Origin of the sequence: Mucilaginibacter boryungensis, assembly GCF_015221995.1 — a bacterium.
In the GTDB taxonomy this organism is placed as follows: domain Bacteria; phylum Bacteroidota; class Bacteroidia; order Sphingobacteriales; family Sphingobacteriaceae; genus Mucilaginibacter; species Mucilaginibacter boryungensis.
In genome coordinates this window covers 1,438,702-1,463,410 of record NZ_JADFFM010000001.1, presented here as the reverse complement: position 1 = coordinate 1,463,410, position 24,709 = coordinate 1,438,702, and the positions used below count along the sequence as shown (strand labels likewise).

24 protein-coding genes are annotated in these 24,709 nt (G+C 41.3%); 13 read left to right on the top strand and 11 right to left on the bottom strand.

The features are described 5' to 3' along the window. Window positions 1-5: 5 nt before the first annotated feature. The gene (gene nhaA / locus IRJ18_RS06110; RefSeq protein WP_194105308.1) at window positions 6-1,178 is read left to right on the top strand and encodes a Na+/H+ antiporter NhaA; all 1,173 of its coding nucleotides are present in this window, start codon (window positions 6-8) and stop codon (window positions 1,176-1,178) included. 19 nt (window positions 1,179-1,197) lie between these two features. Here nhaA and trpA read toward each other — a convergent pair whose 3' ends face one another. From trpA to trpD, 4 genes are all read right to left on the bottom strand, one after another. Further along, window positions 1,198-1,968, bottom strand: a complete 771-nt coding sequence (gene trpA, locus IRJ18_RS06105) for a tryptophan synthase subunit alpha (protein WP_194105307.1) — start codon at window positions 1,966-1,968, stop codon at window positions 1,198-1,200. A gap of 80 nt (window positions 1,969-2,048) precedes the next feature. Next, the gene (trpB, locus tag IRJ18_RS06100; RefSeq protein WP_194106656.1) at window positions 2,049-3,230 is read right to left on the bottom strand and encodes a tryptophan synthase subunit beta; all 1,182 of its coding nucleotides are present in this window, start codon (window positions 3,228-3,230) and stop codon (window positions 2,049-2,051) included. Window positions 3,231-3,294: 64 nt separating this feature from the next. Next, a complete protein-coding gene (locus tag IRJ18_RS06095; RefSeq protein ID WP_194105306.1) occupies window positions 3,295-3,915 on the bottom strand; it encodes a phosphoribosylanthranilate isomerase in 621 nt (206 codons plus the stop codon). Continuing rightward, window positions 3,915-4,907, bottom strand: coding sequence for an anthranilate phosphoribosyltransferase (gene trpD, locus IRJ18_RS06090; protein WP_194105305.1), 993 nt, complete (start codon window positions 4,905-4,907; stop codon window positions 3,915-3,917). The genes IRJ18_RS06095 and trpD overlap by 1 nt, the downstream gene beginning before the upstream one ends. A 322-nt stretch (window positions 4,908-5,229) precedes the next feature. On the opposite strand from trpD, the gene IRJ18_RS06085 reads away from it, so the two are divergent. Further along, a complete protein-coding gene (locus IRJ18_RS06085; protein WP_194105304.1) occupies window positions 5,230-6,180 on the top strand; it encodes an ion channel in 951 nt (316 codons plus the stop codon). 39 nt (window positions 6,181-6,219) lie between these two features. Here IRJ18_RS06085 and IRJ18_RS06080 read toward each other — a convergent pair whose 3' ends face one another. Continuing rightward, complete coding sequence (locus IRJ18_RS06080; protein WP_194105303.1) at window positions 6,220-7,044, bottom strand: LuxR C-terminal-related transcriptional regulator; 825 nt, start codon at window positions 7,042-7,044, stop codon at window positions 6,220-6,222. 172 nt (window positions 7,045-7,216) lie between these two features. On the opposite strand from IRJ18_RS06080, the gene IRJ18_RS06075 reads away from it, so the two are divergent. Beyond that, a complete protein-coding gene (locus tag IRJ18_RS06075) occupies window positions 7,217-8,635 on the top strand; it encodes a hypothetical protein (protein WP_194105302.1) in 1,419 nt (472 codons plus the stop codon). Window positions 8,636-8,703: 68 nt separating this feature from the next. Here the strand turns inward: IRJ18_RS06075 and IRJ18_RS06070 are convergent, their stop codons facing one another. Further along, on the bottom strand, window positions 8,704-9,411 hold the full coding sequence (locus tag IRJ18_RS06070; RefSeq protein ID WP_194105301.1) for an LOG family protein: 708 nt from the start codon (window positions 9,409-9,411) through the stop codon (window positions 8,704-8,706). A 123-nt stretch (window positions 9,412-9,534) separates the two neighbouring features. After that, window positions 9,535-11,025, bottom strand: a complete 1,491-nt coding sequence (locus IRJ18_RS06065; RefSeq protein WP_194105300.1) for a sodium:solute symporter — start codon at window positions 11,023-11,025, stop codon at window positions 9,535-9,537. 185 nt (window positions 11,026-11,210) lie between these two features. Between IRJ18_RS06065 and recR the strand changes: the two genes are divergently transcribed. From recR to IRJ18_RS06040, 5 genes are all read left to right on the top strand, one after another. Continuing rightward, the gene (gene recR, locus IRJ18_RS06060) at window positions 11,211-11,828 is read left to right on the top strand and encodes a recombination mediator RecR (RefSeq protein ID WP_194105299.1); all 618 of its coding nucleotides are present in this window, start codon (window positions 11,211-11,213) and stop codon (window positions 11,826-11,828) included. 135 nt (window positions 11,829-11,963) lie between these two features. After that, complete coding sequence (locus IRJ18_RS06055) at window positions 11,964-12,800, top strand: glycosyltransferase family 2 protein (RefSeq protein WP_194105298.1); 837 nt, start codon at window positions 11,964-11,966, stop codon at window positions 12,798-12,800. After that, entirely contained in the window at window positions 12,784-13,599 is an 816-nt protein-coding gene (locus tag IRJ18_RS06050) for an SDR family oxidoreductase (protein WP_194105297.1), read from the top strand. The genes IRJ18_RS06055 and IRJ18_RS06050 overlap by 17 nt, the downstream gene beginning before the upstream one ends. 46 nt (window positions 13,600-13,645) lie before the next feature. Next, window positions 13,646-14,884, top strand: coding sequence for a TCR/Tet family MFS transporter (locus IRJ18_RS06045; protein WP_194105296.1), 1,239 nt, complete (start codon window positions 13,646-13,648; stop codon window positions 14,882-14,884). A 7-nt stretch (window positions 14,885-14,891) separates the two neighbouring features. Continuing rightward, window positions 14,892-16,127 carry a TCR/Tet family MFS transporter gene (locus IRJ18_RS06040; RefSeq protein WP_194105295.1) on the top strand — a complete coding sequence of 412 codons (1,236 nt, stop codon included), beginning with the start codon at window positions 14,892-14,894 and terminating at the stop codon, window positions 16,125-16,127. Between the two features lie 48 nt (window positions 16,128-16,175). Here IRJ18_RS06040 and IRJ18_RS06035 read toward each other — a convergent pair whose 3' ends face one another. Both IRJ18_RS06035 and IRJ18_RS06030 read right to left on the bottom strand, forming a co-directional pair. Next, window positions 16,176-17,384 (bottom strand): BamA/TamA family outer membrane protein, encoded by a 1,209-nt coding sequence (locus IRJ18_RS06035; protein ID WP_194105294.1) that lies wholly within the window; start codon window positions 17,382-17,384, stop codon window positions 16,176-16,178. 56 nt (window positions 17,385-17,440) lie between these two features. Then, the gene (locus IRJ18_RS06030; RefSeq protein WP_194105293.1) at window positions 17,441-17,965 is read right to left on the bottom strand and encodes a DUF892 family protein; all 525 of its coding nucleotides are present in this window, start codon (window positions 17,963-17,965) and stop codon (window positions 17,441-17,443) included. A 170-nt stretch (window positions 17,966-18,135) separates the two neighbouring features. Between IRJ18_RS06030 and IRJ18_RS06025 the strand changes: the two genes are divergently transcribed. Both IRJ18_RS06025 and IRJ18_RS06020 read left to right on the top strand, forming a co-directional pair. After that, the gene (locus tag IRJ18_RS06025) at window positions 18,136-18,600 is read left to right on the top strand and encodes a hypothetical protein (RefSeq protein WP_194105292.1); all 465 of its coding nucleotides are present in this window, start codon (window positions 18,136-18,138) and stop codon (window positions 18,598-18,600) included. Next, on the top strand, window positions 18,597-19,085 hold the full coding sequence (locus IRJ18_RS06020; RefSeq protein WP_194105291.1) for a hypothetical protein: 489 nt from the start codon (window positions 18,597-18,599) through the stop codon (window positions 19,083-19,085). The genes IRJ18_RS06025 and IRJ18_RS06020 overlap by 4 nt, the downstream gene beginning before the upstream one ends. 20 nt (window positions 19,086-19,105) lie before the next feature. Here the strand turns inward: IRJ18_RS06020 and IRJ18_RS06015 are convergent, their stop codons facing one another. Beyond that, complete coding sequence (locus tag IRJ18_RS06015) at window positions 19,106-19,273, bottom strand: hypothetical protein (RefSeq protein ID WP_194105290.1); 168 nt, start codon at window positions 19,271-19,273, stop codon at window positions 19,106-19,108. A 130-nt stretch (window positions 19,274-19,403) separates the two neighbouring features. Here IRJ18_RS06015 and IRJ18_RS06010 point away from each other — a divergent pair, with 130 nt between their 5' ends. Both IRJ18_RS06010 and IRJ18_RS06005 read left to right on the top strand, forming a co-directional pair. Continuing rightward, on the top strand, window positions 19,404-19,808 hold the full coding sequence (locus IRJ18_RS06010; RefSeq protein ID WP_194105289.1) for a hypothetical protein: 405 nt from the start codon (window positions 19,404-19,406) through the stop codon (window positions 19,806-19,808). A gap of 73 nt (window positions 19,809-19,881) precedes the next feature. Beyond that, on the top strand, window positions 19,882-20,220 hold the full coding sequence (locus IRJ18_RS06005) for a YMGG-like glycine zipper-containing protein (protein WP_194105288.1): 339 nt from the start codon (window positions 19,882-19,884) through the stop codon (window positions 20,218-20,220). Between the two features lie 619 nt (window positions 20,221-20,839). Here the strand turns inward: IRJ18_RS06005 and IRJ18_RS06000 are convergent. Continuing rightward, window positions 20,840-21,937, bottom strand: coding sequence for a BamA/TamA family outer membrane protein (locus IRJ18_RS06000; protein ID WP_194105287.1), 1,098 nt, complete (start codon window positions 21,935-21,937; stop codon window positions 20,840-20,842). 537 nt (window positions 21,938-22,474) lie between these two features. Between IRJ18_RS06000 and IRJ18_RS05995 the strand changes: the two genes are divergently transcribed. Next, a complete protein-coding gene (locus tag IRJ18_RS05995) occupies window positions 22,475-24,688 on the top strand; it encodes a tetratricopeptide repeat protein (protein ID WP_194105286.1) in 2,214 nt (737 codons plus the stop codon). The last annotated feature ends 21 nt before the right edge of the window (window positions 24,689-24,709 follow it).

Genomic DNA, 24,709 nt, shown 5'->3' with positions numbered 1-24,709 from the left:
TCCTGATGCAGCATAAAACAAGTTTTATTAAGGAGCTATTGCGTTCAGATTCTATTGGCGGGATCATCCTTATTGGCTGTGTGATCATTTCTTTAGCTATTGCAAATAGCCTGCTCTCAGCTTCCTATAACCACCTTTTAAATGTGCACCTGGGGTATAACTTCGGCTTTGCGCATTTAAAGTACCCCGTAATAAGCTGGATAAACGATGGCCTGATGGCTATCTTTTTTTTATTTGTAGGATTAGAAATTAAACGCGAGGTTTTAAACGGAGAGCTATCTGATACTAAAAACGCCACACTACCTGTATTTGCCGCCATCGGCGGAATGGCGGTACCTGCTTTAATTTACATGTTATTTAACCACGGTACAATAAGTGCCAATGGCTGGGGTATCCCTATGGCCACCGATATTGCGTTTGCTATAGCTATATTAAGCATATTGGGTAAAAGTGTACCGTTATCGCTAAAGGTATTTTTAAAGGCCCTGGCTATTGTAGATGATCTAGGGGCTATCATCGTGATCGCTGTATTTTACTCGGCCGGCTTGAGCAGTCATTACTTGTTATTGGCTGCTGTTACATTAGGCTTGCAGATAGTTTTTAACCTTTTGGGATTTAAACACCTGGCCTTTTATCTTATCCCGGGTGTATTTTTATGGTACTTTATACATAGTTCGGGCATACACGCCACCGTCGCCGGTGTACTTACGGCTTTTACGATACCTACCAATCCTGAGGATAAAAAATCGCCGTTGTTAAAACTGGAACATTGGCTGGAAACGCCCGTGAACTTTATCATCATCCCTATATTTGCATTAGCCAATACCAATATTCATTTTGAGTGGGATGTGGTAGTTAAAGGTATAACATCGCCATTGGGCATGGGGATTATTGCCGGGTTACTTTTTGGTAAGCCTATCGGGATAGCGCTATGCTCGTGGTTGGCCATTAAAACCAGGTTGTCGGCTTTACCTAAAAACACCAATTGGCGCCAGCTGTGGGGTGCAGCACAATTAGGCGGCATTGGGTTTACCATGTCTATATTTATAACCTTGTTATCTTTTCGCAACGCTATATTACACGACGAAGGTAAATTATCTATACTTATCGCTTCGGTATTGGCAGCAGTAATAGGGTATTTGGTATTGAAATTAGCAGGAAAGAAAAAAGCTATCTAAACTTATCGTCGTGCTTTCACTATCTTATCGTCTTCACAAAATCCCCTATCCCTTCCAGGTAATCGGGCCCTGAACCTAAGTATTTTACAAATGCACTGCCTACAATAGCGCCGCTGGCATACTCTGTAGCTTTTTTATACGCCGCATTCCCCGATATACCAAACCCGATGATAAGCGGATTTTTCAGGTTCATAGCTTTTATGCGTTTATAGTAATCTTCAATTTTATCAGATACGTTTAAACTACCACCAGTAATTGATGAGGATGAAAGCAGGTAAATAAAGCTATTGCTTAACTCGTCTATCTTTCGGATTCGTTCTTCCGATGTTTGCGGGGTTACCAGGAAGATGTTGCTCAAGCCGTATTTTGTAAATATATCTTTGTACATATTCTCGTACTCGTACATAGGTAAATCTGGCACGATAATACCATCTACACCAACCTCTGCAGCGGTTTTGCAAAAGCGCTCGACGCCATATTGTATCATTGGATTGGCGTAGCCCATCATTAAAATGGGAATGGTTACCTTGCTGCGAAGATCTTTTAACTGTTCAAACAGCACATTCAATGTCATGCCGTTTTCCAGCGCTTTTTCAGAACTTTCCTGTATGGTGGGGCCATCAGCTACCGGGTCGGAATATGGGAAACCTATCTCCAGGAAATCGGCACCGGCTTTTTCCAGCGCCTCGGCAATTGCAACTGTGCTGCCCAGTTCCGGATATCCCGCAGTGAAATAAATAGAAAGTATATCGTTTTTCTTCTCAGAAAATAATTTGTTTAAACGGTTCATGTTAAGTCTTAAGTTTTGAGTTCTGAGTCTTAAGTCTGAAAGAGAAAGCTTTGGACTTTCGGCTTTAGTCTTTTGACTTTCTAATACCCAAAGTATTTTATATAAGTATCCAAATCCTTATCCCCTCTTCCCGAAAGGCATATCACTACGTTATCGTCTTTTTTAAATTGCATCTTCTCCAGGTAAGCAAAAGCGTGGGCACTTTCAATGGCCGGGATAATACCCTCGGTTTGTGAAAGCAGCAAACCGGCCTCTAACGATTCTTCATCGGTAATGCTTACATATTGGGCACGTTTAATTTTGTACAAATGCGCGTGCTGTGGTCCAATGCCCGGATAATCCAAGCCCGCGCTGATGGAATACGGTTCAACCACCTGCCCGTCCTCGGTTTGCATTAGTATGGTGCGGCTGCCGTGCAATACCCCCTCTTTACCCAAAAATGTGGTAGCTGCAGAATGGCCGCTATCTACGCCTTTACCAGCCGCTTCAACAGCGATCAGCTTCACGCTTTCATCATCCAAAAAATGATAGAACATGCCCATAGCATTGCTGCCACCGCCTACACAGGCTAAAACATAATCCGGCAATTCGTTCCCTGTTTGTTCCAGCAATTGCTTTTTGGTCTCTAAGGATATAATAGATTGAAATTTGGCTACCATTTCGGGATAAGGATACGGCCCAACTACCGAACCAATAATATAATGCGTATCAACCGGGTTATTGATCCAGTCGCGCATGGCTTCGTTGGTGGCATCCTTTAGTGTTTTGCTTCCCGATGTTGCTGGAACTACGGTGGCGCCCAGCATCTTCATACGGGCAACGTTTGGCGCCTGGCGCTTAATATCTATCTCGCCCATGTAAACTACACATTCAATACCTTTCAGGGCGCAAACGGTAGCGGTAGCAACCCCATGCTGGCCGGCGCCTGTTTCGGCAATAATGCGTTTTTTGCCTAAGCGTTCGGCCAATAATATCTGTCCAATAGCATTATTGATCTTGTGCGAACCCGTATGGTTCAGATCTTCGCGTTTAAGGAAAATATTAGCGCCATACTTTTCAGAATACCTTTTAGCATGATATAGTGGCGAAGGACGGCCTACATAATCTTTCAGTAGTTGGTTAAACTCGGCTTTAAAGCTTTCATCATTAATAATAGAAAGGTATTGCTGCCTTAACTCTTCCACATTAGGGAATAGCATTTCGGGGATATAGGCTCCGCCAAAATCGCCATAGTAGCCTTGTTCGTTAACTCCGTATTTCATATTTTTTAGTTCATGGTTCATGGTTGATAGTTAATAGAAGCTACTATGAACCATGAACAATTATCTATTGACTTTTTAATAAGGCAAAAGCCTGCTTCAATTTTTCAATGCTTTTTATTCCCGGTGCAGTTTCAAACCGGCTATTCAGGTCAACCCCATACAGGGCCGGATGTTTAATATTTTTTATTTCGGCCAGGTTATCCAGGCTTAAGCCGCCACTCAAAAAGAAAGGGACATCCAAATCATATTCGTTCAATACATCCCAATTAAATATCCTACCCGAGCCGCCGTGCTTTTCGGTTTTGGTATCAAACAGAAAGTAATCAACCTTCCCAACATAAGCCTTCAACTGCTCAAAATCAAAGTATTCATCTAAGCCGAAGGCCTTTAGTACTTGCACCTCCTGTTTTAACTCGGCACAATATTCCGGGCTTTCCTGTCCATGCAGTTGTACGGCGTTAAAATCAAACTGATGTATCAAAGCCCTCACAATATCAATGTGCTCGTTCACAAACACTGCGGTTTTAATAATATTGGCAGGTAAACTACGCAACACAGTTTCGGGCAAGCGGTAAACATAGCGCGGTGATTGCGCATACCATATAAAACCCATAAAATCAGGCTTCAACGCTGCTACTGCTTCAATATTCCCGGCCTCGCGTAAGCCACAAACTTTTATTTTCATTAGTTTCTATTGATCAATTTTTCAAAACTCTTTAATGCATTCTTGTTTAATAGCGCCTCTTCAGCTTCATAAAAACAATCGGCAAATGTGGTGTTTGGTTTTATTGTGCGTATGGCAATTGCCGCGTTGCATAGCACCACGTTATTCTGCGCATCAGTACCGTCGCCATGCAGTACATCGCTGAATATCTTGGCCGAATCGCTCACACTATGCCCCCCTACTATCTCTGCAGGGTTTAGTTTTTCAAACCCCAAAGCATCTATGGTATTTATTTTTTCACCGTCGTTACTGAAAGTTTTAAAGTCGCAGGTTAATGATACTTCGTCATAACCATCCAATGCATTCAGTATCGTGTATTTCACATCCGATTTTTGGTACAGGTAGGCATATAACCTGGCCAGTTCCAAATTATAAACCCCTGCCATCTGGTTGTTTGGCCTTGCAGGGTTCACCAGCGGGCCAAGCATATTAAAAAACGTTTTCACACTCAGTTCACGGCGTATTGGCGCAACGGTTTTCATTGCCGGGTGAAACAAGGGCGCATGCAGGAAACAGATATTTGCCTTATCCATATTACGGCTTAGCATATCAGTATCATTAGTAAACTGATATCCCAAAAACTCCATCACGTTTGATGAACCGCAACCAGACGATACACCATAATTACCATGTTTAGCTACCTTGTACCCGGCACCGGCTACCACGAATGAAGCCAATGTTGAAATATTAAAAGTATCCTTACCATCGCCGCCTGTGCCGCACAGGTCTATTATTTCATCAGCAGCCAGTTTAACGGGCAGGCAAAGGTCAAGCATGGCGTCGCGAAAGCCTTCCAGTTCATCAACCGTGATGCTACGCATGCAGTAAGCCGTCATAAATGCTGCCATTTGCGAATTGTTATATTTACCCAATGCAATATTGGTCAGTATCTCCTTCGATTGCTCGTGGCTGAATGTTTTATGTTCGAATAAGTGGTTTAAAATGCTTTTCATATATATCTGAACCTCGATTTTTACGATTAAAGGATTAACAGGGTACCTTTTAATCGAATTTAAAAATGCCTGAACTTTATACAATTAAGCTTTGATCAACAAATCCTGTTATCTGTAAATCTGCTTAATCCCGGTTCAGACGGTAACAAAAAAAGGGTTACCATCGGCAACCCTTTTATATCATATATAAACAAACACGGGATTGCCTTACGATCTCTCGTTAAGCCACCACCAATTGTTGTTTAATTCTCTCATTTTTTATTATGCAGCAAATATGTAAATTGTTTTTACTAAAAGCAAGCAGATTATATAAATTTACGGCATGGCTATATTACATCGTAAAAAGTTCAATCCTGAAGACGACCTGGGTTTCGGCTCGCAACCGGTGATGAAAAGCCAGCCATTACTTAATCGCGATGGCTCTGTAAACGTACGCCGCAAAGGGCTAAGTATATTCAACACCGCCGATAATTATCACAACCTTATCCGTATGGGCTGGGGTAAATTTTGGCTGCTGGTATTATCGGGCTACCTGGTGGTGAATATCATTTTCGCTTTTATTTATATGTCATTGGGGACTGACAACCTTTATGGCGCCGATGGCAGTACCGGGCTCGATCATTTTTTCAACGCCTTTTTCTTTTCGGCGCAAACAATGTCTACAGTAGGCTATGGCCATATCAGTCCTAAAGGAATGGCAGCCAACAGCGTGGCCGCGCTGGAGTCGATGCTGGGCTTGCTGGCCTTTGCCCTGGCTACAGGTTTGTTATACGGGCGCTTTTCAAGGCCATCGGCTAAAATCAGTTATAGTAAAAATATATTGGTTGCTCCCTATCAGGGTGATGGTAAGGGCCTGATGTTTCGCCTGGCAAATATGCGGAAGAACATTTTGATAGGGTTAAGTATAGAGGTTATTTTCTCGTACAATGAAGATGTTGACGGGAAGCCGGTCAGGCGTTTTTTTCCATTGGAACTGGAACGCAAACAGGTAAGCATTCTTACCATTAGCTGGACTATTGTGCATCCGCTGGACGATAACAGCCCGCTGCGCGATATGACCCCTGAAGAATTGAAAAGAACTGAAGCCAGTTTCAGCGTTTTGCTAAAAGCGTTCGATGATACTTTTTCGCAAACCGTACACTCACGTGCAGCCTATTATTTTAGCGATATTGTTTGGAATGCCAAATTCAAACCCACCTTTGACAGGGATGATGATGGTACCATTGTGCTCGATCTGTCGAAACTGCACGATCACGTTACCATTGCGCAATAAGCAGAATAACTTCTGTTACCTGTTAATAAAACTTGGAGATCACCAGCCATTTAATAGCGCTTTTGATGTGAACTCGATCCAATTAACACAACCGGATTTTTGCAGGATATTTTTACGATGTGTATTAACGGTTTGTACAGATATAAAAAGTTTTTCTGCGATAGAAGCGGTAGTGTAACCATTCACTACCAAGCGGTAAATTTCTTTTTCACGGCGTGTAAACTTTTCAGCTTCTGTGGGTAACAGGAAAGAATATGTACCCGGGGTAACATTAAAAAATGAGGGTTCGCCATCTATTCCTAATATGGACATGCCAATAGGCTTTGGCTCTGTTTTTAAATGGGTTATATCGGTATGTACCCCCATTGTCCTGATGATAGCGCCGTCATCCATACTCTGCAGCGCCATCATTTGCTGATGTACCCAAATGTATTTACCGTCCCTGCGCATTAGCCGGTAATCATAACTTATCTTATACTTAAAAACTTTTTCTGGCGCAACCTGACTGAAAAAAGTAGTCAGATTTTGCTCGTTGGCAGCAAAACGATCTCTATCGAGAGCATGAAGGTTGTTGAATACAAACAAAGGCGTAAAGTCGCTGGGTTGGATACCGAGCACATCGGTTACAGAATCGCTAACAAATTCTACTTCGGTTTTTGCCAGGTTAAATATGAAGTAATAATAGGAACCTACATGGAATGTGTTAAGCAGTTTCTTGTAAATTTCCAGTTCAAAATCGGGCGGCACATCACTAAGATCGTGCTTAGCTATTTGTTGCCACGACTTTTTTACTTGATCGAACCTGATAGTCTCCATATAATTCTTAGCCAATATTAAAATACCTAAAGATAGGTATTGCCTCAAAATCTCAATACAATTTATTTAGTGAAGTGATAGCCTCCCCCCGCATAGCCATATAAATAACTATTTAAACAGCTGATTTCCAAAACTTACGCGAAGCTTATTAATCGCCGGTTTTTGTGTGATAGTCAAGTATCATAATCAGCAGGACGGAAATTTATTAAATAACTATTATATGCTAAACTTTACAAACAAACTCACCAAATTAATTATTGCATTTTCGTTACTGCTGTTTTGCGGAATGAGCACAAAAGCACAAAACAGGCAGATTGTTCTTGGTCAGCCCGACCCGCGTTTCAACGTACGTGCAGAATCTCATTTTTCAACATTAGGGGGCTGGGAAAATTATTTTTTTACCGTAGAAAACAAAACCTCGCGTGAATACAGGATGGTAATTAAGGTTGATATGGAACTCGCGTGTGTTGGCCGTAAATCTTTTACTATTGGTGTTAATGGCACAGTTCATTTGCCACCTAATGGTGTATTTAAGCCTTCGCAGGATTATGATCATACTGTTAATAGTCCAGATTCAAAAAACTTTAAGGATTGCCGGCTGCCCGATAATGCTGGTGGATTTACCCTGGTAAAATCGGTAAGTTACACTATATCTGATGTACAGGACCTTACACAAATAGCAGAAAACAAAGCTTCCAGTGAAAAAGCAGCAGCACAGAAAGCCAACGCAGTTAGCCAAACTACTGCCACATCAAATACCGTGCGTACAACTCAAACAAACGCGTCAGCAGCCGGGCATCCGGCAACTACAGGAACTCCAACTACTGCAACAACATCAAATTCAGGTAGCAAAACAGGAACGGTAAATAATAATCAGCCGCAACAAGCGCCCCCTACAGAGGCCCAGCGACAGGTAGAAACAGCGCGTACATTGGCAGAAATAGAAAGGCAGCGTAATGAAAAGCAGGCAGAAGTTCAAAAAATGAGCGACGCGATTACCTCTACCGGGACCATGTTCGGTGATGCAATAAGGGCCGACGCAGCAGCCAAGGCGGCGCGCGAAGAGCGGCAGGAACGGTTAGACGCACTTGATCGCCAAAAAGGCAGTTTAATTTATCAGCAAAATATAGAAAAAGCACAAACCGGCGATGAAACGGCCATAAGCCAGATAATTTACGCCCAGCGGTTAATGGGTTATGGATTTGAAGATTTTGCCACCCAAATGGTTACTAAATTTAACAGCTCAACCGCACGCACGGCACTTATTGGGCATTATAAGAGTATCATGAGTGGGTATAAAGCAGAAAGTAAGGCGCATTTGAGCAAAGGAATTGGTTTCCTTGTATTAACCGGGCTTGGAACTGCTGGCCTGATGTATTTATCTAACGAAGCGATAGAGAATGATGGCGTAAACTCAAGCGACTCGGATACCTATACGTATGCAGCAGCCGGTGTGGCTATAGTGGGCACTATTGTTTCCATTGCCCAATTTGGTAAGGTTGGATATAAATATAAACCCGGTTATTTAAACGCAGAAAGCAAACTGCGAAAACTGGAATCAGCTCAAACCCTCTCTTTTGCACCGGTGTATAATTTGCGCAACAATACTGTAGGTGTGGCTTTAAGGCTAAATTTTTAACAAAGCATAAAAATGCCCCCAAGAGTATAGGACTTTTGGGGGCTTTATAGCTCTCAGCTTTTTTAGTTTTAGAAGTTTGGCTTCAACACATATTTCTCGTAGAAACGGAAGATGTGTTCAACAGCTTCTTCCGGCGTATCTACCAGGCGAAACAGGTTCAAATCATCCGGGCTGATATTGTGCTCGGCATTCAGCATTTTGTCTTCAACCCATTCAAATAACCCTTTCCAGTATTCAACACCTACAAATACAATTGGGAAACGGGCAATTTTACCGGTTTGTATCAATGTTATCGCCTCGAACGATTCATCGAGCGTACCAAAGCCGCCGGGCAATACGATAAACCCTTGCGAGTATTTCATGAACATTACCTTGCGCACAAAAAAGTAATCAAACTCCAGTAGTTTATCCCTGTCGATATATTTATTGTGGAACTGCTCGAAAGGCAATTCAATATTTAGCCCTACCGATTTACCTCCTGCTTCATAAGCACCCTTGTTGGCTGCTTCCATAATACCAGGGCCACCGCCTGATATTACGCCATAACCACGTTCGGTTAATAAACGGGCGCAATCTTCGGCCAGTTTATAAAAAGGGTTATCGTGATGGGTACGTGCCGACCCGAAGATGGATACACATGGGCCAATTTTAGCCAGTTTTTCAAATCCATCTACAAACTCGGCCATAATTTTAAATATCTGCCACGAGTCTGATGTTTTTATTTCCTGCCAGTCTTTATTCTCAAAAGCACGTCTTATTTTTTCTTCTCCAGTCATTTTTATTTTATTAGTCCGGACGTCCGAAAACCGAAAGTCCGAAAGATGATCATAATCCCCTAAAACGGTTGCCCGAAATTAGAAGGGGGTCAAAGTTAAACGAAAGTTTTCTAATTTGTTAATTTATGTTGTAGCTAATCTGCTTTGGTGCTTTCTTTTGGAAAATAGCCATAAAGCTAAAAAGGTGATCAAACCATTAACAATTATCAGTTCGTTATCAAATACGTAACCACCTAATATTGTTTTTGATTCGGTACTTAAAAAATAGCACACAGCCGGGGATATTAAACAGATAAACGGGGTCAGTTTATCATTCACCTGTCGTTTACTCACAAACAGGCCAAAAGCATAAAGGCCCAATAATGGCCCATATGTGTATGATGCTACTTTGAAAATAGCGCCTACAACAGCATCGTTATTTACTGCATTAAACAATACAATGGTGAAAAGCATTAAAAAAGAGAAACCTATGTGGACCCCATGCCTGGTGGCGATAGCTTTCTTAGTATTGATATCGTCTTTTTTTCTAAAGTTCAAAAAATCCACGCAGAAGGATGTGGTTAACGCCGTCAAGGCCGAATCGGTAGTAGCAAAGGTCGCCGCTGTTAAGCCCAACATAAACACTATAGCCGGAAAAACGCCCAAATATTTCAGCGCGATAGTTGGATATAGGTAGTCTGTCTTTTCAACTGTGATACCATTTTTTGCAGCATACATATAAAGCAACGCACCAACGCTCAGGAAAAAGATATTAATTACCACAAACACGCCAATAAAACTAAACATGTTTTTTTGCGCCTCTTTAATATTCTTCAGGCTCAGGTTTTTCTGCATCAGGTCCTGGTCAAGGCCGGTCATACCAATAGTAATAAACAAACCGCCCAAAAACTGCTTGGTAAGGTGTAGTTTACTGCTCATAAAATCGTTCAGGAAAAATATTTTAGAGTAGCTGCTATTCTTAATGCTTTCAGCCGCCTGGAAAATGCTCATATCTAAGCTGCGGCAGATAAAATAAATAGATAGGAATACTGAAGTGACCAGGAAGAAAGTTTGCAAGCTATCGGTGATAATAATGGTTTTTAAGCCGCCTTTAAACGTGTACGACCATATAAGTACTAAACAGATAAGTACAGTAGCCCAAAATGGCACACCGTAACTATCAAAAATAAATTTCTGTAACACAATTACCACTAAATACAAGCGGAACGATGAGCCAATGGTACGGCTTAATAAAAATATGGCCGCCGCGGTTTTATAGCTCCAGGTGCCCAAAGCACCTTCAATATAGCTGTAGATAGATGTCAGTTTTAACCGGTAGTATAAAGGCAATAACACCGTAGCGATGATAATAAAGCCCGCCGCGTTGCCCAGTATAAACTGGAAATAAGCAAACTGGTCGCCGCTGGGCGCCCCTACTTTCCCCGGTACAGAAATAAAAGTTACGCCGCTTAACGCAGTCCCTATCATCCCAAAAGCCACCAGGTACCACTTTGAATTGCGGTTGGCCACAAAAAAGGTATCGTTATCTGATGCTTTGCGCGATGTGAGGTAGGAAATCAATATCAGCACTAAAAAATAGCCGATAATAAAAGATAGTAATACGCCTGGAGTCATGGTTTTTATTTAGTCCGAAAGTCCGAAGTCCGAAAATCCGGAAGCCGGATTCGGTGAGCCGAAAAAACGGAGAGGTTATTAAGACGGCAATTTAGAGAATATTGCGATAATTCAATAACTCAAACTTTCTTCTTTCCGGCTTCCGGTCTTTCCGACTTCCGGACTATTCCCTATCTTCGCAACAAATGAACTTTTCATCGAAGTTATTGGAGAATGCAGTGGCCGAGTTTGCCAAACTGCCGGGGGTGGGACAAAAAACCGCTTTACGCTTAGTATTGCACCTGTTAAACCAGGATAAGCCTGACGTGGAACGTTTTAGTGCCGCCATGACCAAACTGCGTAACGAGATACAGCACTGCGAGGTTTGCCATAACATATCCGATAGTAAAGTTTGCGAAATATGCGCGGCACACAAGCGCGACCGCACGTTAGTTTGCGTTGTAGAAGATACCCGCGACGTAATGGCTATTGAGAATACTAACCAATACAATGGCATATACCACGTATTGGGTGGTTTAATATCGCCCATGGATGGCATTGGCCCGGCCGACCTGACTATCGATTCGTTAGTTGAACGTGTGAAAGCCGATGAAATAAAAGAAGTTATTTTTGCCCTTAGCGCCACAATGGAAGGCGATACCACCATATTTTACCTGCATAAACGCTTGAAAGATTCGGCTGTTACCATATCAACTATTGCCCGGGGCATTGCTTTTGGCGGCGAGCTGGAATACGTAGATGAGATCACGCTCGGCCGATCTATCACTACACGTGTCCCTTACGAACATTCTTTATCGCGTTGATCCGTCCGTTAAGAAACTATTAACATTCCGTTATATCTACCTTACTATTAATTATGGCATAACGTTTGGTGTATTTTTAATGGTTACGTGTAGCATTACTGATCGGCTTTACGTATTACCTAATAAATCAACCATATGAAGCTATCTATAATTATTGTTAACTATAATGTATGTGTGCTGCTAAGGCAAGCCCTAAATACACTAACCAGGGCCTGCGCCGGTATACAACATGAGATATTTGTAGTTGACAATGCATCATCCGACAACTCGGTCAGTATGGTGAGGAAAGAGTTTCCCGAGGTTAAACTGATAGCTAACAACAAAAACATAGGGTTCTCAAAAGCCAACAATCAAGCTTTGGCGCAAGCGGAGGGTGAATACGTACTGCTCATAAATCCCGACACTATTACAAAAAAAGATACACTGGAAAAAACTATTGAGTTTATGGAGAAGCATCCGGTTGCCGGTGGTGTGAGTGTACGTATGATAAACCCGATGGGCGATTTCCTGCCTGAATCTAAACGCGGATTGACACCGCAATGGGCCACCTTCTTCAGGCTGACAGGATTATCAAAAATGTTATCAAAATCGCGCCTGTACGACCGTACCCATAAATATTGGATAGACGAGTTTGAAACAGCGGAGGTTGATATTATTAACGCGGCCTTTATGCTGATGCGCAAATCGGTGCTGGACCGCACAGGCTATCTTGACGAACGCTTTTTTATGTATGGCGAGGATATCGACCTCTCCTACCGTATCCGCCAGGCAGGCTTTAAAAACTACTACTTTCCAAAAACATATATCATTCACTTTAAAGAACAAAGTGTACGTAAATATAGCTGGCAGTACATTAAAAATTATTACGGCGCTATGTTTATCTTCGCAGGCAAATACTTATTAAAGATGCCTCGCTTACAACTAAAAGGTATGGGGGCTATTTACCAGCCTTCGTATGAAGTTGAAAGATAAAGTTGTTATTATTACAGGGGCCTCATCAGGCATCGGAAAATCACTGGCTTATGAATTTGCCCGGCGTGGCGCAAACCTGGTATTAGCTGCCCGGCAGTACGTTACGCTATGCGAAATTTGCGACGACCTGCAAAAGCAATTTCCCATTAAAGCCGTAGCTGTGCAATGTGATGTAAGCAAAGAAGAGGATTGCGCATTGTTAATAAAACAAGCTAAAACTACTTTTCAGAATATTGATGTTTTAATAAACAACGCAGGAATATCTATGCGTGCCTTATTTAATGATGTTGATCTTGGCGTATTAAGAACCCTTATTGATATTAACTTTTGGGGCACGGTATACTGCACTAAACATGCGTTGCCTGAAATTTTGAAAACCCAGGGCAGTATTGTAGGCGTATCATCTATTGCGGGCTATAAAGGCTTGCCCGGGCGTACGGGTTATTCTGCCTCGAAGTTTGCCATGAATGGTTTTTTGGACTCGTTAAGAGTAGAAACATTGAAAACGGGCGTACATGTAATGACCGCCTGCCCGGGCTTCACGGCATCTAATATACGCAATACTGCTTTGGCTAAAGATGGCAGCCAACAAGGCGAAAGCAGTTTAGATGAACAAAAAATGATGTCGGCAGACGAGGTAGCCCGCCGCATTGCCAATGGCGTGGAGAACCGTTCGCGCACGCTGGTGATGACCGTAAACGGGAAGCTAACGGTATTTTTAAGTAAATTTTTACCATCGCTGTTAGATAAACTGGTGTACAACCACTTTACCAAAGAGAAAGACCCGCTATTGAAATAATTTCCTGATAACTAAAAATTAACCTTTTATAACTATTTTGCGGGCTATGGATCAATCTGCGCAACCTAAACGCCAGGCGGCACTTGGTTTTATTTTTGCAACACTGTTTATAGATGTGATGGGATTGGCCATTATCATCCCTGTTGTACCGCAACTGATAGAGCACCTGATACATGGCGATGTGAGCAAGGCCGCATCTTATGGGGGCTGGCTAACGGCATCATACGCTATTATGCAATTTTTGTTCTCGCCTATTGTAGGTAACCTTAGCGATAAGTTTGGCCGCAGGCCCGTACTCCTCTGTTCATTGCTGGGCTTCAGTATTGATTATTTCTTTTCGGCCTTTGCCCCTACTATTGGCTGGCTGTTTGTAGGCCGTATAGTAGCAGGCTTAACCGGCGCGAGTTTCACTACAGCGTCGGCTTATATATCTGATGTAAGCACCCCTGAAAAAAAGGCTGCTAACTTTGGGATGATAGGTGTCGCCTTTGGCCTGGGTTTTATTATTGGACCAGCGATAGGCGGCTTTTTAGGTAAGTATGATATCCACTATCCGTTTATAGCAGCCGGCGGCCTGGCCTTTTTAAATGCCATGTACGGGTTCTTTATTTTGCCGGAATCGTTAGATAAAGAACACCGCCGCGAGTTTGATCTAAAACGTGCTAATCCAATTGGAACACTGAAGCAATTAGCGAAGTATCAAAATGTAATAGGTTTAGCCGCTTCGTTGTTCCTTATCTATTTTGCAGCGCAGGCTGTGCAAAGCGTATGGACATTTTACACTATCAAAAAATTTAACTGGGATCCTACTATGCAAGGGGCTTCTTTGGCTTGCGTAGGTTTGTTTACAGCAGTGGTACAGGGAGGTTTAATACGCCTTACCTTGCCAAAATTAGGTTACGAGCGCAGCATATGGATGGGGTTAACGTTATACGGTATCGGGCTTATCCTGTTTGCCTTTGCTACACGCGGCTGGATGATGTTCGCTTTCCTGTTACCGTATTGTTTGGGCGGCATAGCGGGGCCAGCCTTACAGGGTTATATCAGCAATAACGTACCTAAAAATGCCCAGGGCGAACTGCAGGGCGGCCTAACCAGCTTAATGAGTTTAAGCTCTATATTGGGACCACTGGTAATGACGCAGATCTTTTACTTTTTCACCAATAGCAAAGCCCCTGTTCAGTTTCCCGGGGCGCCGTACTTGCTGGGTTCAGCACTGATGATTTTAAGCGCGTTGCTGGCTATCCGCAATTTCAAAAAACAAGTTAAAGCAAAAGCGGTTTAAACACTTGATGCAGGCTCCAACAATTCCTACACTTAATCCTAAAAAAGCGCTGAGCTTTATTTTTGTCACCATCTTTATTGATGTGTTAGGATTGGGCATTATCATCCCGGTTATTCCGAAACTGCTGGAACAATTGGGCCATGTAGATAACTCCGCCGCTTCTGAAATTAACGGCTGGCTTACTTTTACGTACGCACTTATGCAGGTGCTCTTCTCGCCTATTATGGGCAACCTGAGCGATCGTTTTGGGCGGCGGCCTATCTTGCTGATCTCCCTGCTTGGGTTTAGTATCGATTATACTTTTATGGCCTTTGCCCCTACTGTATTCTGGTTGTTTGTGGGGCGTACCATTGCTGGTATAACAGGCGCTACCATGGCTACGGCTACCGCCTACATTGCCGATATAAGCACTGGTGATAAACGTGCAGCTAATTTTGGCGTAGTGGGCGCGGCATCAGGGCTGGGCTTTATTATCGGCATTTCTGCCGGGGCTTTTCTGGGCGATATTAATATTAAGTTCCCATTTATGGCAGCAGCCGCCGCGGCACTATTTAATGCACTATACGGATATTTTGTTTTGCCGGAATCGCTTGATAAGCAGCACCGCCGCAAGTTCGAATGGAAGCGTGCTAATCCCATAGGTTCGTTTTTGCAATTGGGTAAATACAAAGCACTTGCAGGTTTAGCTATAGCTTTTACGCTGGTTTATATTGCACAAAAAGCGGTAGAATATCAATTATCCTTTTACGTGTATGAAAAATTTAATTGGACTATGACCAGTGTCGGTATCCTGGGTATATTTATCGGGACACTGTTAATTGGCATACAGGGCTGGCTTATTCGTTATTTAATACCCAAGTGGGGTTTAAAAAAGAACATTATCGCAGGGTTAATATCCTATGGTATAGGGCTTACACTGATAGCCTTTGCCAGTAAAGGCTGGCTGATATACGTATTTATGGTGCCCTATTGCTTTGGCGGTATCTCCGGACCCGCGCTGCAAGGCCTTATCACCAGCAAATTCCCCCCTAACGAACAAGGGGAACTGCAAGGTGGCTTAACCCTGCTGTCCAGCATCAGCTTAATTATTGGTCCGCTGGTAATGGGATACAGCTTTAAGTTTTTTTCGCATAAGCATTCAAACATTTACTTTCCTGGCGCACCGTATATCCTGGGCGCTTTCCTCATGCTAATTAGTGTAGTGCTGGTAATACGAAGTCTAAAAAAGGAAGTACATTTATAGGTAGTTAATTACTGATCGGACTACAGATTAGGTATATTTACTATCGTACTAAAACGCCTCGCCCAGGCCCAGGATAAAAGTATTATACCCCTTACTAAAAGCGTAGTCGATTGCTACATTGGTATCGGAACCTTTGTTAAATTTGATACGAAACCCGCCGCCTATAGCCGGGTTTATATATTTAAAATTGCGGCCGGCAGCCTCGGTGACCGAAGTAGCATTAGCGAACAACACATAACCAAACAAACCATTTCGGGAAATGTCCCGGCGGTATTCTGTTTCAAAATAAAACATGCCTTGTCCCCGGTAACGGTTTTGTTCCATACCCCGGCCCGAACGGTTATAGGGGTCCCAGCCTACACTGGGCAGGTCAAGATATGGTGTGCCGGCGTTTAGCGTAGTCCAATAATAACCCCACAAAGCCAATTGGTTCTTTTTGCGTTCTTTTTTCAGGGTGATGTATTTACGCACATCCAAATACAGCGATTGCCAGTTGTTTTGGCTACCCAATGCCTTGGTATTATAACGATAAACTACGTTTACATAAGTACCCGGCAAAGGGTTAAATAAATTTTCGCGGGTATCGTACAGCAGGTTAAAGGTAATACCCGATGAGAATGAATTATTATCGTTTGCTGCGCCAAACTGGTAACCGGTAAAGCTTTTTATTTTATTCGTTTCTTCGGCCGATATATCAATATGGTAGTCCAAATTATATCCAATACCTGCATAAAAAACATTATTAATACGTTTTAAAGCCGCCTGATAAAACCTGATGTATTTATAATTGACCAGTATATTGTTTTGCTCGTCGTTATTACCGCCAAGTCCCCAGGTATATTGCGGATAAACCAGGAAACGGGTATCGCCTTGTATGTTCCAGCTATTATCTTTTGCCCATAACGATGTGCGCAGCGGTAGCCCAAAGCGGCCTTTAAAATTTAAATAAGGTGCAAAGTTTGCGGTAGACAGATAGGTACTATCGCGCGGGCCCAGGTAAAAGCCTGCGGTTGTTGATGTGATCAATGCTTTCCCCCCACCCGGCACAGTTGATGAAAGCGGTAAAAAGGAAAAATAAAAGTTCTTCCCCGATTCGCTTTTCATTCGCTGGGATTTTATATGAAACAGTGAACGGGCTATATCTATAAGGTCGGTTTTGCCATTTGTATCAATAACTTTGGCTGTTTCTATCACATCCTGACCAGATGCTGAAAAACCTAAACAGCAGCAGATCAGTACTAATAACACTTTTCCCATGGTCGCTAAAACGCGTTATAATTATGCTTGTTATTAGTGTCCAATATATTATATTATTATGAAATATATTCTTTAGCAATTAATTCATACATCTTTTTACTTTTAATAGCCGTATCAAAATTTTGATCCAGCAGCGTCACCACCTCTTTATCGCTTATACTATCAGCAATATTCCTTAATACATTAAAATAAGCCATCTCCACACTTTCTGTTATCTGTAAATGTATTAGCAGGGCCAGGTCGCGTTCAAGCGGTGTTTGCTCCTCTACTTTGGCGGCTATATAGGCCTCAAGCGACATGGTTTTAATACCTATACAATTGTGTGGCCGGTATTTTGCCTGATATATTTTATAAATCATATCCATGCGCAATACCTGTATTTTTATCTGGTCGGTATTTTCTAATATAGCATTTTTTAAAGCCGGGAACGAAGCCTTATCGGCTAACCGGGGCAGTATATCCAAAAGGTGTTTTTTTATACAATAGATATTATCAAGTTGTTTCAAAAACAACTTGGTTAGCGCAATATCATCCAGCTTCATACCACCATTAAAAATGCGCATTACCGCTTTCTGTTTCATGGTTATAGGTGTATTATTTTACATGTTAAAGCAATAAGCAGCCCACTTTGTTTTTACAAACAAACCGTAAACAGATTTTCCGCACTAATAATTTTTTTAACTTCAACGTAAGTCATTTATTTTTATGTATTTTTATCCAGCCTAATAAATTTTACAGTAAAACTATTGTTTTGAACCAGGACATTTCATTAATAAATGCGTCATCGGCTATACGAGCTATATACGACGAGTATGCAGCTATGCTTTTGGGCTATATTTTTGAAGTGGTAAAGGATAAAAACATAGCCGAGCAATACCTTGTATCTGTTTTTAACGAATTACCCGAGCATTTGAATGATATAACGCAACCAGGCGTAAATATTTATCATCGCCTGCAACTGTTGGCGCGCAAATTACTAACCGACTTTTTTGAAACCATCCCGGCCTGTAACATCGTAAATGATAACTTGCCCGATTTACCTATACGCCCTAATAAATTTTTAGATAGGATGAGTAAAGAAGAACTGTTTATATTTTGCAGTGTATATTACAGCGGAAAGCGTATCGGCACATTAGCCACCGAGCTTAATAAGCCCCAAGATGAGATAAAAAAGATTTTACAACAGGCTTTTGCCGTAATTAGAAAAGCTACATGACCATTGATGTAGAAAAGTATATTAATAGCGGTATCCTTGAGGCATATATAACCGGGGGAGTTACCCCTGCCCAAGAATGCGAGATATTGCATTTGAAAGAAAAGTATCCCGAAATACGCGATGCATTATTTAAACTGGAAGGAGATTTGGAATTGTTAGCCCAATCAATGGCCCTTATACCGTCATCTTGTATCAGGGATGAAGTTGAAGCTAATATTAACAAGATAATTGTCCAAGAACAGGCGGCGAAGGCCTTCCAGGCATATAATAATATTGCACCATCCGAAGGTAATACACAGCAATATATCAATGTAGAATCAAGATCAAGCCATGTATATATACATAAGGGCTGGAAATGGGTATTTGCGGCAGTATTTATATTAGGTAAAATATTTTTAGCTACGGCTATTTATTTTTACCTGGAAAACAGACATGCACAATTGCAAATTAAACAGTTAAAATCCAATACAGAGGTGATTAAATAGTACCGCTTAGCAGGTATAAATTACTTCTTTTTTTTAGATGCTTGCGCTGCTTTTTTATGCAGCTTACCTGTTTTACGCTCGGCCGCTTTAACCTCATCTTTTTCGCTTAAGGGATATTCCGTTTGCAGATCTTTAAGCTCGCTAATGGTTTTATCTGTATTTTGGGAATCGCTTTTTGGTATGTTCATGGTGATATAATTAAGCAGCTTTTTTGCGGCCTATTCGTACTTAACAAGCAATAAGCGGTATAGTTTACACTATCTTAATTTATGCGATATTAATAATACATTCAGTTAAATAAATTACAATACTTTTTGTATGATAAAGAAAACACTTTTATTATTCATAATACCCTTGTTTTTAATTACAGCTTGCAAACACAGCATTAAGGAAAACTTATTGTACGGCGATTGGAAGTATATTAAGATCGATCATCCAAAAGGCGATGATATGACGGACACTATCCCCGGTGATACATTAAAAGCCGCTGCTCCATATATTCGTTTCACCAACAAAAATCAGCTTTATATTAACTGGGGCGGCAAAATACTATCGCACGGGACATATACTACCAATGGTGATAACATTAATTATACCGAGCAAATGCCAGATGGTAAAACCCGTACCTTTCCGTTTTGGGTATCGCACCTGGATACTAAAACTATTATTTTTGAAACCTTAGATAACAATGGTGCGCGTGTTACAGCTATCAAAAATAATTAATTATACACTTCAGGGTTATTGGCCTGGTATTTGTTTTAATACATTGGTAAAACAACTAAAACCACAAATATCAATGAAAAAGTTAATTTATAGTTTATGCATGATACTTACCGTGTTAATTGCGGATAGTAAATATACCCTTGCACAGGAAAAGAAAAAAATGAGCGGCCAGGCTAAGGGCGCTATAATTGGTGGTGCTGGCGGCGCAATTGCCGGCGGCCTAATTGGCCATGGCGTAAAAGGTGCTTTAATAGGTGGCGCTATTGGCGCCGGGGGCGGTTACATTATTGGTAACGAACACCGCAGGCATGTAGCAAAAAAACGCCGCGCAGCGCAACGCGCATATTATCGCAGCCATCATACTATCACACACCCTTCAAAAGGTGTTACGGTGATCAGGACGCATAATTAACAGGCAAAGAAAGTAAACAAAAAGGCGACGTTCGGTTGAACGTCGCCTTTTTGTTTTATCCGGCATTGAAAACATGAACGTGACAACACCCAGTCATAACAATATTTATTAATATATTATTACAGTATATTATTATTAATTATATTTGCTTAAGGTTATATAAATAGCATACTAATCTTAAATGATTATCCCTCTAAATAATTCAAACAAACCCACAATTAACTCTCTTGTCTGTCCAAAATGCAGTACAAAAGTAGACCAGCGCGTACCGCGTGGGCCATTAGTAAAAACCTTATTGTTTTGGCTGCCAATCAGGCGCTATTTGTGTTTCAGGTGCAATAAAAAAAGATATTTGTGGGCTAAATAATCTGTTGGCATAAACCCAAAATTTGTTTTATTTTGCAGTTTCAAACTAAAACAAAAAGCCTTTGGCAAATATCTTTAGTATCAGTTCAGGAAAATACTGCCCAAAATGCGGGCAACCATATCATTTCCAATTACATAGAAGCTGGCTTGTTAGAAACTTCCTGTTTTTTCTTCCTATAAAAAAGCAGTTTTGTGCTAAGTGCAAAGAAAGCTATTATGTTTATGCAGAGAAGCGAAAGCCCAATGACCAGGCCTAAAACGTCTCGTTCAAATTAATAAAAAAACCGCGCGAGCCATAATTACCTATACCATAATCAACACAAATGTTCGACCGGGAATATTTATCATATAATATTCTTATCCCGGCACCCACACCCGGCTCCCAACGCTGAAAAAGTTTAACTTTTGTTAATCCATTTTCGTTACTTCCCGTTTGCGCGTTTATAAATGCTACGCCGCTTATTAATTTATTTTTTGATATAGGGAACCTATATTCGGTTTCTGAATAAAAAAAAGAAGATCCTTTAAACCGTCCAACCGTGTAAGCCCTGCCGCCACGCCCGTCGTTATCACTGCTGGTGCCAGGCAGTTCAAGATAAGGTATTTTTCCGCTCAACAAATAACTGCCCCAATGCCAAAAGGCTAATATATGCTCGGGGTTAAGATCTGATAGCCCCCAGTATTTTCTGAATTCAGTTATGAGTTGCGTTGCGTTTTCCGAACTGCCTATTATTTTTTGATTGGTTTTAAAACGTAAGTTGGCAAAAATACCTTTGTATGGCCGGTTAGGATGGTCGCGGCTATCATACTGCAGGTTTAGTGTAACTGCATTGGCCAAATAGTGCCACAGCGGGAAACCGTTGCGGATACTGTATTGGTAATGATAAGCATTAATATCATCCCGGTGTTCTTCATCAATACCTGTATAAGCATTTAAAATTATGCCTATACCGCCGTAAAATTTACCCTTTATTTTTCTGTATGCGGTTTCCTTAAAACGGAACGAGGTGTATTTGAGCTGGTAAACATCATCCGGGATGTTGAACATGGCATATTCGCTGCGCCGGCCAGTACCTACTCCATAATCCAACGCTTGCGTACGGCCTATCTGCCAGTTACCCTGCAGGCTCCAATTATTTTTTGGCAGGTATATATTGTGCTTGTAATTAATATATAATATGCCTTTGGTTGATGCTGAAACTTCAACTTCGCCGGTAGATATAGTTGTGCTGTCCGGATGTCCCAAAAACTTTAATGCAGATACAGATAGGCCTAATTCAAAACCAGCGCTGGGGTTATAGGAAAAAGAAGGGATAAGTAATTTTCTGAACTTAAAGATAGCAGTGTCCAATTTTGTTGGCCTATGAAAAATACGTGCCCTGATATCTCCGATATCGGTTTCATTTTTTAACGTAGCGCTTCGTACGGTATCAGTTTCGGCATATAATTTTAAAACGGTTATCGTTAATAAAAATACTATTACATTTACTTTCACAACCCCTGGAACATTAAATTAAAAAATAGTTATAGATGCAAATTGCGTGTGGGGGACACTGGGATGTTATTGCATTACCGACACTTGCAATACGTTTTGCTTTGTATGTTCAATAAACAATGTTGAATAATATTAAGCAAACCCTTTCAAACAATAGTGTTAATACCCATCCTTAACGAAGGTAGCCACTTTTATATAAAACAATTAACATTGGTAACAAAAAAATTAAGGTTTACGTATTACAAATAATATTTACTGCGCATTTAATTATATAAATAATAAATTACTAATTTTAGTTATTACCCCTTTTTAAATAGCTATTAATTTATCATAATTGTACTCTGAATTTTCATAATAACTAATTAATAAGCGATAGGTTAAAATATTTTTTCAGTGGATAAAAACAAGAGTGTTAATGCCAATAAAATTACTGCGCTTTTGGATGAAGCGTATACCGGGCGTATTAACGATTTATCCCACAGCACTCAATTGGCTACTCATGCCTTGTCGCTTAGCAGGCAAATTAACAACCACGAGTTAATTGGAAAAAGCCTTAACCATCTCTCGCTTTTTTATATGATACAGGGCGAATACAAGCGCTCTATCAGCATGGCCGAGGAAGCCATCAAATATTTCGAGGAACTTAATGATGACCGGGGTATAGCAGATGCCCGTTACAGCATTGCCGGTAACTATTATAAAACCGACAATTACCACCTGGGATTGATATATCTGATCAATTGTCTTACTACTTACCGTAAATACAAAGATTATCATAACCAGGCACGTACCCAAAAATCGTTGGGAACCATCTATGAATACTTTGGTGATCAGAAAAATGCCATCAAATCATACGAAGGCGCTATTGAATCTGCCCGACAGGCAAAAGATATCAACCTTGAATCAAATGCTTATAACCCGCTATCGGGTATTTATCTTAAACAGGGTAAAATAAAAGAAGCTTTAGAGTTGATAGAACGCTCTATAGCGATGAAGAATAAAACAGGCGACATTCGTGGCCTGGCCTTTGCACTTTACGGGCGCGGCAAGGTATTTCTTAACACAGGGCAATACAAGCTGGCCGAGGAAGACCTTAACCAATGTATCAATATCCATCAGCAGGTAGGCGAAAAGCTGGGCCTGGGCATGGCTTACCATCGTTTGGCCGACCTGTACATGCGGATGCACCGGCTAAAAGAGGCAAAGAGTTTATTAGAAAAAACATTAAATTTTAGCGAGACCTATAATATAGCCATCATTAAATTTAAATGCGATCATTTACTTTACCAGCTACATAAACAACAAGGTAATACAACAATGGCGCTGGATTATCTGGAACGTTACCTTAGCCAGAAAGAAACTGTTATTAATACCCAAACCCTCCAGATCATTGAGAACTACGAACTGATCACCCGGATGGAATCGCTGGAAAAGGAAGCGAAACTGCAAAAAGAGAAGGACGAGATCATCAAGAAAAAGGAACTCGCGGAACAGTCCGCTAAGTTGAAACAGGATTTCCTGTCGACCATGAGCCATGAGATACGGACACCTTTAAACGCGGTGATCACGATCACATCGCTGCTGAAGGACAAATCGGATGAGGAAGAGCAAAAGATGCTCAACTCATTAAAATTCGCATCAAACAACCTGCTGCTTATTATTAACGGGATACTGGATTTTACTAAGCTGGAAGCAGGCAAAATGCAACTGGATATTGAGCCCTGTAACTTTTACACACTGGTAGAGAACTTGCTGGCCGTTTACGAAAACATGGCCACCGAAAAGGGTCTGAAGCTATCTTTAAAAGTAGACAAAGGTATAAGCGAAAGCTATGAGCTGGATGAGACCAAGCTATCGCAAATATTAGGTAACCTGATAGGCAATGCTATAAAATATACCGAAACGGGTAGTGTAGATATTAGTGTAACTAAAGTTAAAACCGATAAAGCATACGATTATTTGCGGTTTATGGTTACCGATACCGGTGTAGGTATCCCTCCCAATTTATTTACTGAAATTTTCGAGAGTTTCTCGCAACCTAAATCTATTACTACCCGCAAACACGGCGGCTCGGGGCTGGGGCTGGCCATTGTAAAAAAACTGGCAGAGCTTTATAAAAGCAAGGTGCATGTAAGTAGTGTTGTAGGCAAAGGCTCGGCGTTCCACTTCGATATTAAAGCCAAACGCATAGCTACTGAAGCTATTACACCACAGGCGCCATTAGATAAACTGGCTAATAAAACCGCCTTGCTGGCCGAAGATAACCTGATAAATGCTATGGTTGCCCGCAAATTGCTAAGCAACTGGGGTGTAACTGCCGAGCATGCTAAAAATGGTGTTGAAGCGGTAGAAAAATCAAAGTTGCGGGCTTACGATTTTATACTGATGGATATTCATATGCCTGAAATGAATGGCTTTGACGCTACAAAGAATATCAGAGAAATAAATAATCCTAATTCCTTCACGCCTATTTTTGCGCTTACAGCCGATATCACTGCCGAGCATCAGGATGAATATGCCGGTTTCTTTAATGGCTTCCTGCGTAAGCCTATCGAAATAGAGAAATTGTATAACGCACTGGTCAATGCAATGCTGGTGGCCGGATAACATCTAATCCTTCTTCACACC

Excerpts from the sequence above, each read along its gene's own strand:
- nhaA (WP_194105308.1), top strand. The coding sequence starts at position 6 with ATGCAGCATAAAACAAGTTTTATTAAGGAGCTATTGCGTTCAGATTCT.
- trpA (WP_194105307.1), bottom strand. The coding sequence starts at position 1,968 with ATGAACCGTTTAAACAAATTATTTTCTGAGAAGAAAAACGATATACTT.
- trpB (WP_194106656.1), bottom strand. The coding sequence starts at position 3,230 with ATGAAATACGGAGTTAACGAACAAGGCTACTATGGCGATTTTGGCGGA.
- IRJ18_RS06095 (WP_194105306.1), bottom strand. The coding sequence starts at position 3,915 with ATGAAAATAAAAGTTTGTGGCTTACGCGAGGCCGGGAATATTGAAGCA.
- trpD (WP_194105305.1), bottom strand. The coding sequence starts at position 4,907 with ATGAAAAGCATTTTAAACCACTTATTCGAACATAAAACATTCAGCCAC.
- IRJ18_RS06085 (WP_194105304.1), top strand. The coding sequence starts at position 5,230 with ATGGCTATATTACATCGTAAAAAGTTCAATCCTGAAGACGACCTGGGT.
- IRJ18_RS06075 (WP_194105302.1), top strand. The coding sequence starts at position 7,217 with ATGCTAAACTTTACAAACAAACTCACCAAATTAATTATTGCATTTTCG.
- IRJ18_RS06070 (WP_194105301.1), bottom strand. The coding sequence starts at position 9,411 with ATGACTGGAGAAGAAAAAATAAGACGTGCTTTTGAGAATAAAGACTGG.
- IRJ18_RS06065 (WP_194105300.1), bottom strand. The coding sequence starts at position 11,025 with ATGACTCCAGGCGTATTACTATCTTTTATTATCGGCTATTTTTTAGTG.
- recR (WP_194105299.1), top strand. The coding sequence starts at position 11,211 with ATGAACTTTTCATCGAAGTTATTGGAGAATGCAGTGGCCGAGTTTGCC.
- IRJ18_RS06055 (WP_194105298.1), top strand. The coding sequence starts at position 11,964 with ATGAAGCTATCTATAATTATTGTTAACTATAATGTATGTGTGCTGCTA.
- IRJ18_RS06050 (WP_194105297.1), top strand. The coding sequence starts at position 12,784 with ATGAAGTTGAAAGATAAAGTTGTTATTATTACAGGGGCCTCATCAGGC.
- IRJ18_RS06045 (WP_194105296.1), top strand. The coding sequence starts at position 13,646 with ATGGATCAATCTGCGCAACCTAAACGCCAGGCGGCACTTGGTTTTATT.
- IRJ18_RS06040 (WP_194105295.1), top strand. The coding sequence starts at position 14,892 with ATGCAGGCTCCAACAATTCCTACACTTAATCCTAAAAAAGCGCTGAGC.
- IRJ18_RS06035 (WP_194105294.1), bottom strand. The coding sequence starts at position 17,384 with ATGGGAAAAGTGTTATTAGTACTGATCTGCTGCTGTTTAGGTTTTTCA.
- IRJ18_RS06030 (WP_194105293.1), bottom strand. The coding sequence starts at position 17,965 with ATGAAACAGAAAGCGGTAATGCGCATTTTTAATGGTGGTATGAAGCTG.
- IRJ18_RS06020 (WP_194105291.1), top strand. The coding sequence starts at position 18,597 with ATGACCATTGATGTAGAAAAGTATATTAATAGCGGTATCCTTGAGGCA.
- IRJ18_RS06015 (WP_194105290.1), bottom strand. The coding sequence starts at position 19,273 with ATGAACATACCAAAAAGCGATTCCCAAAATACAGATAAAACCATTAGC.
- IRJ18_RS06010 (WP_194105289.1), top strand. The coding sequence starts at position 19,404 with ATGATAAAGAAAACACTTTTATTATTCATAATACCCTTGTTTTTAATT.
- IRJ18_RS06005 (WP_194105288.1), top strand. The coding sequence starts at position 19,882 with ATGAAAAAGTTAATTTATAGTTTATGCATGATACTTACCGTGTTAATT.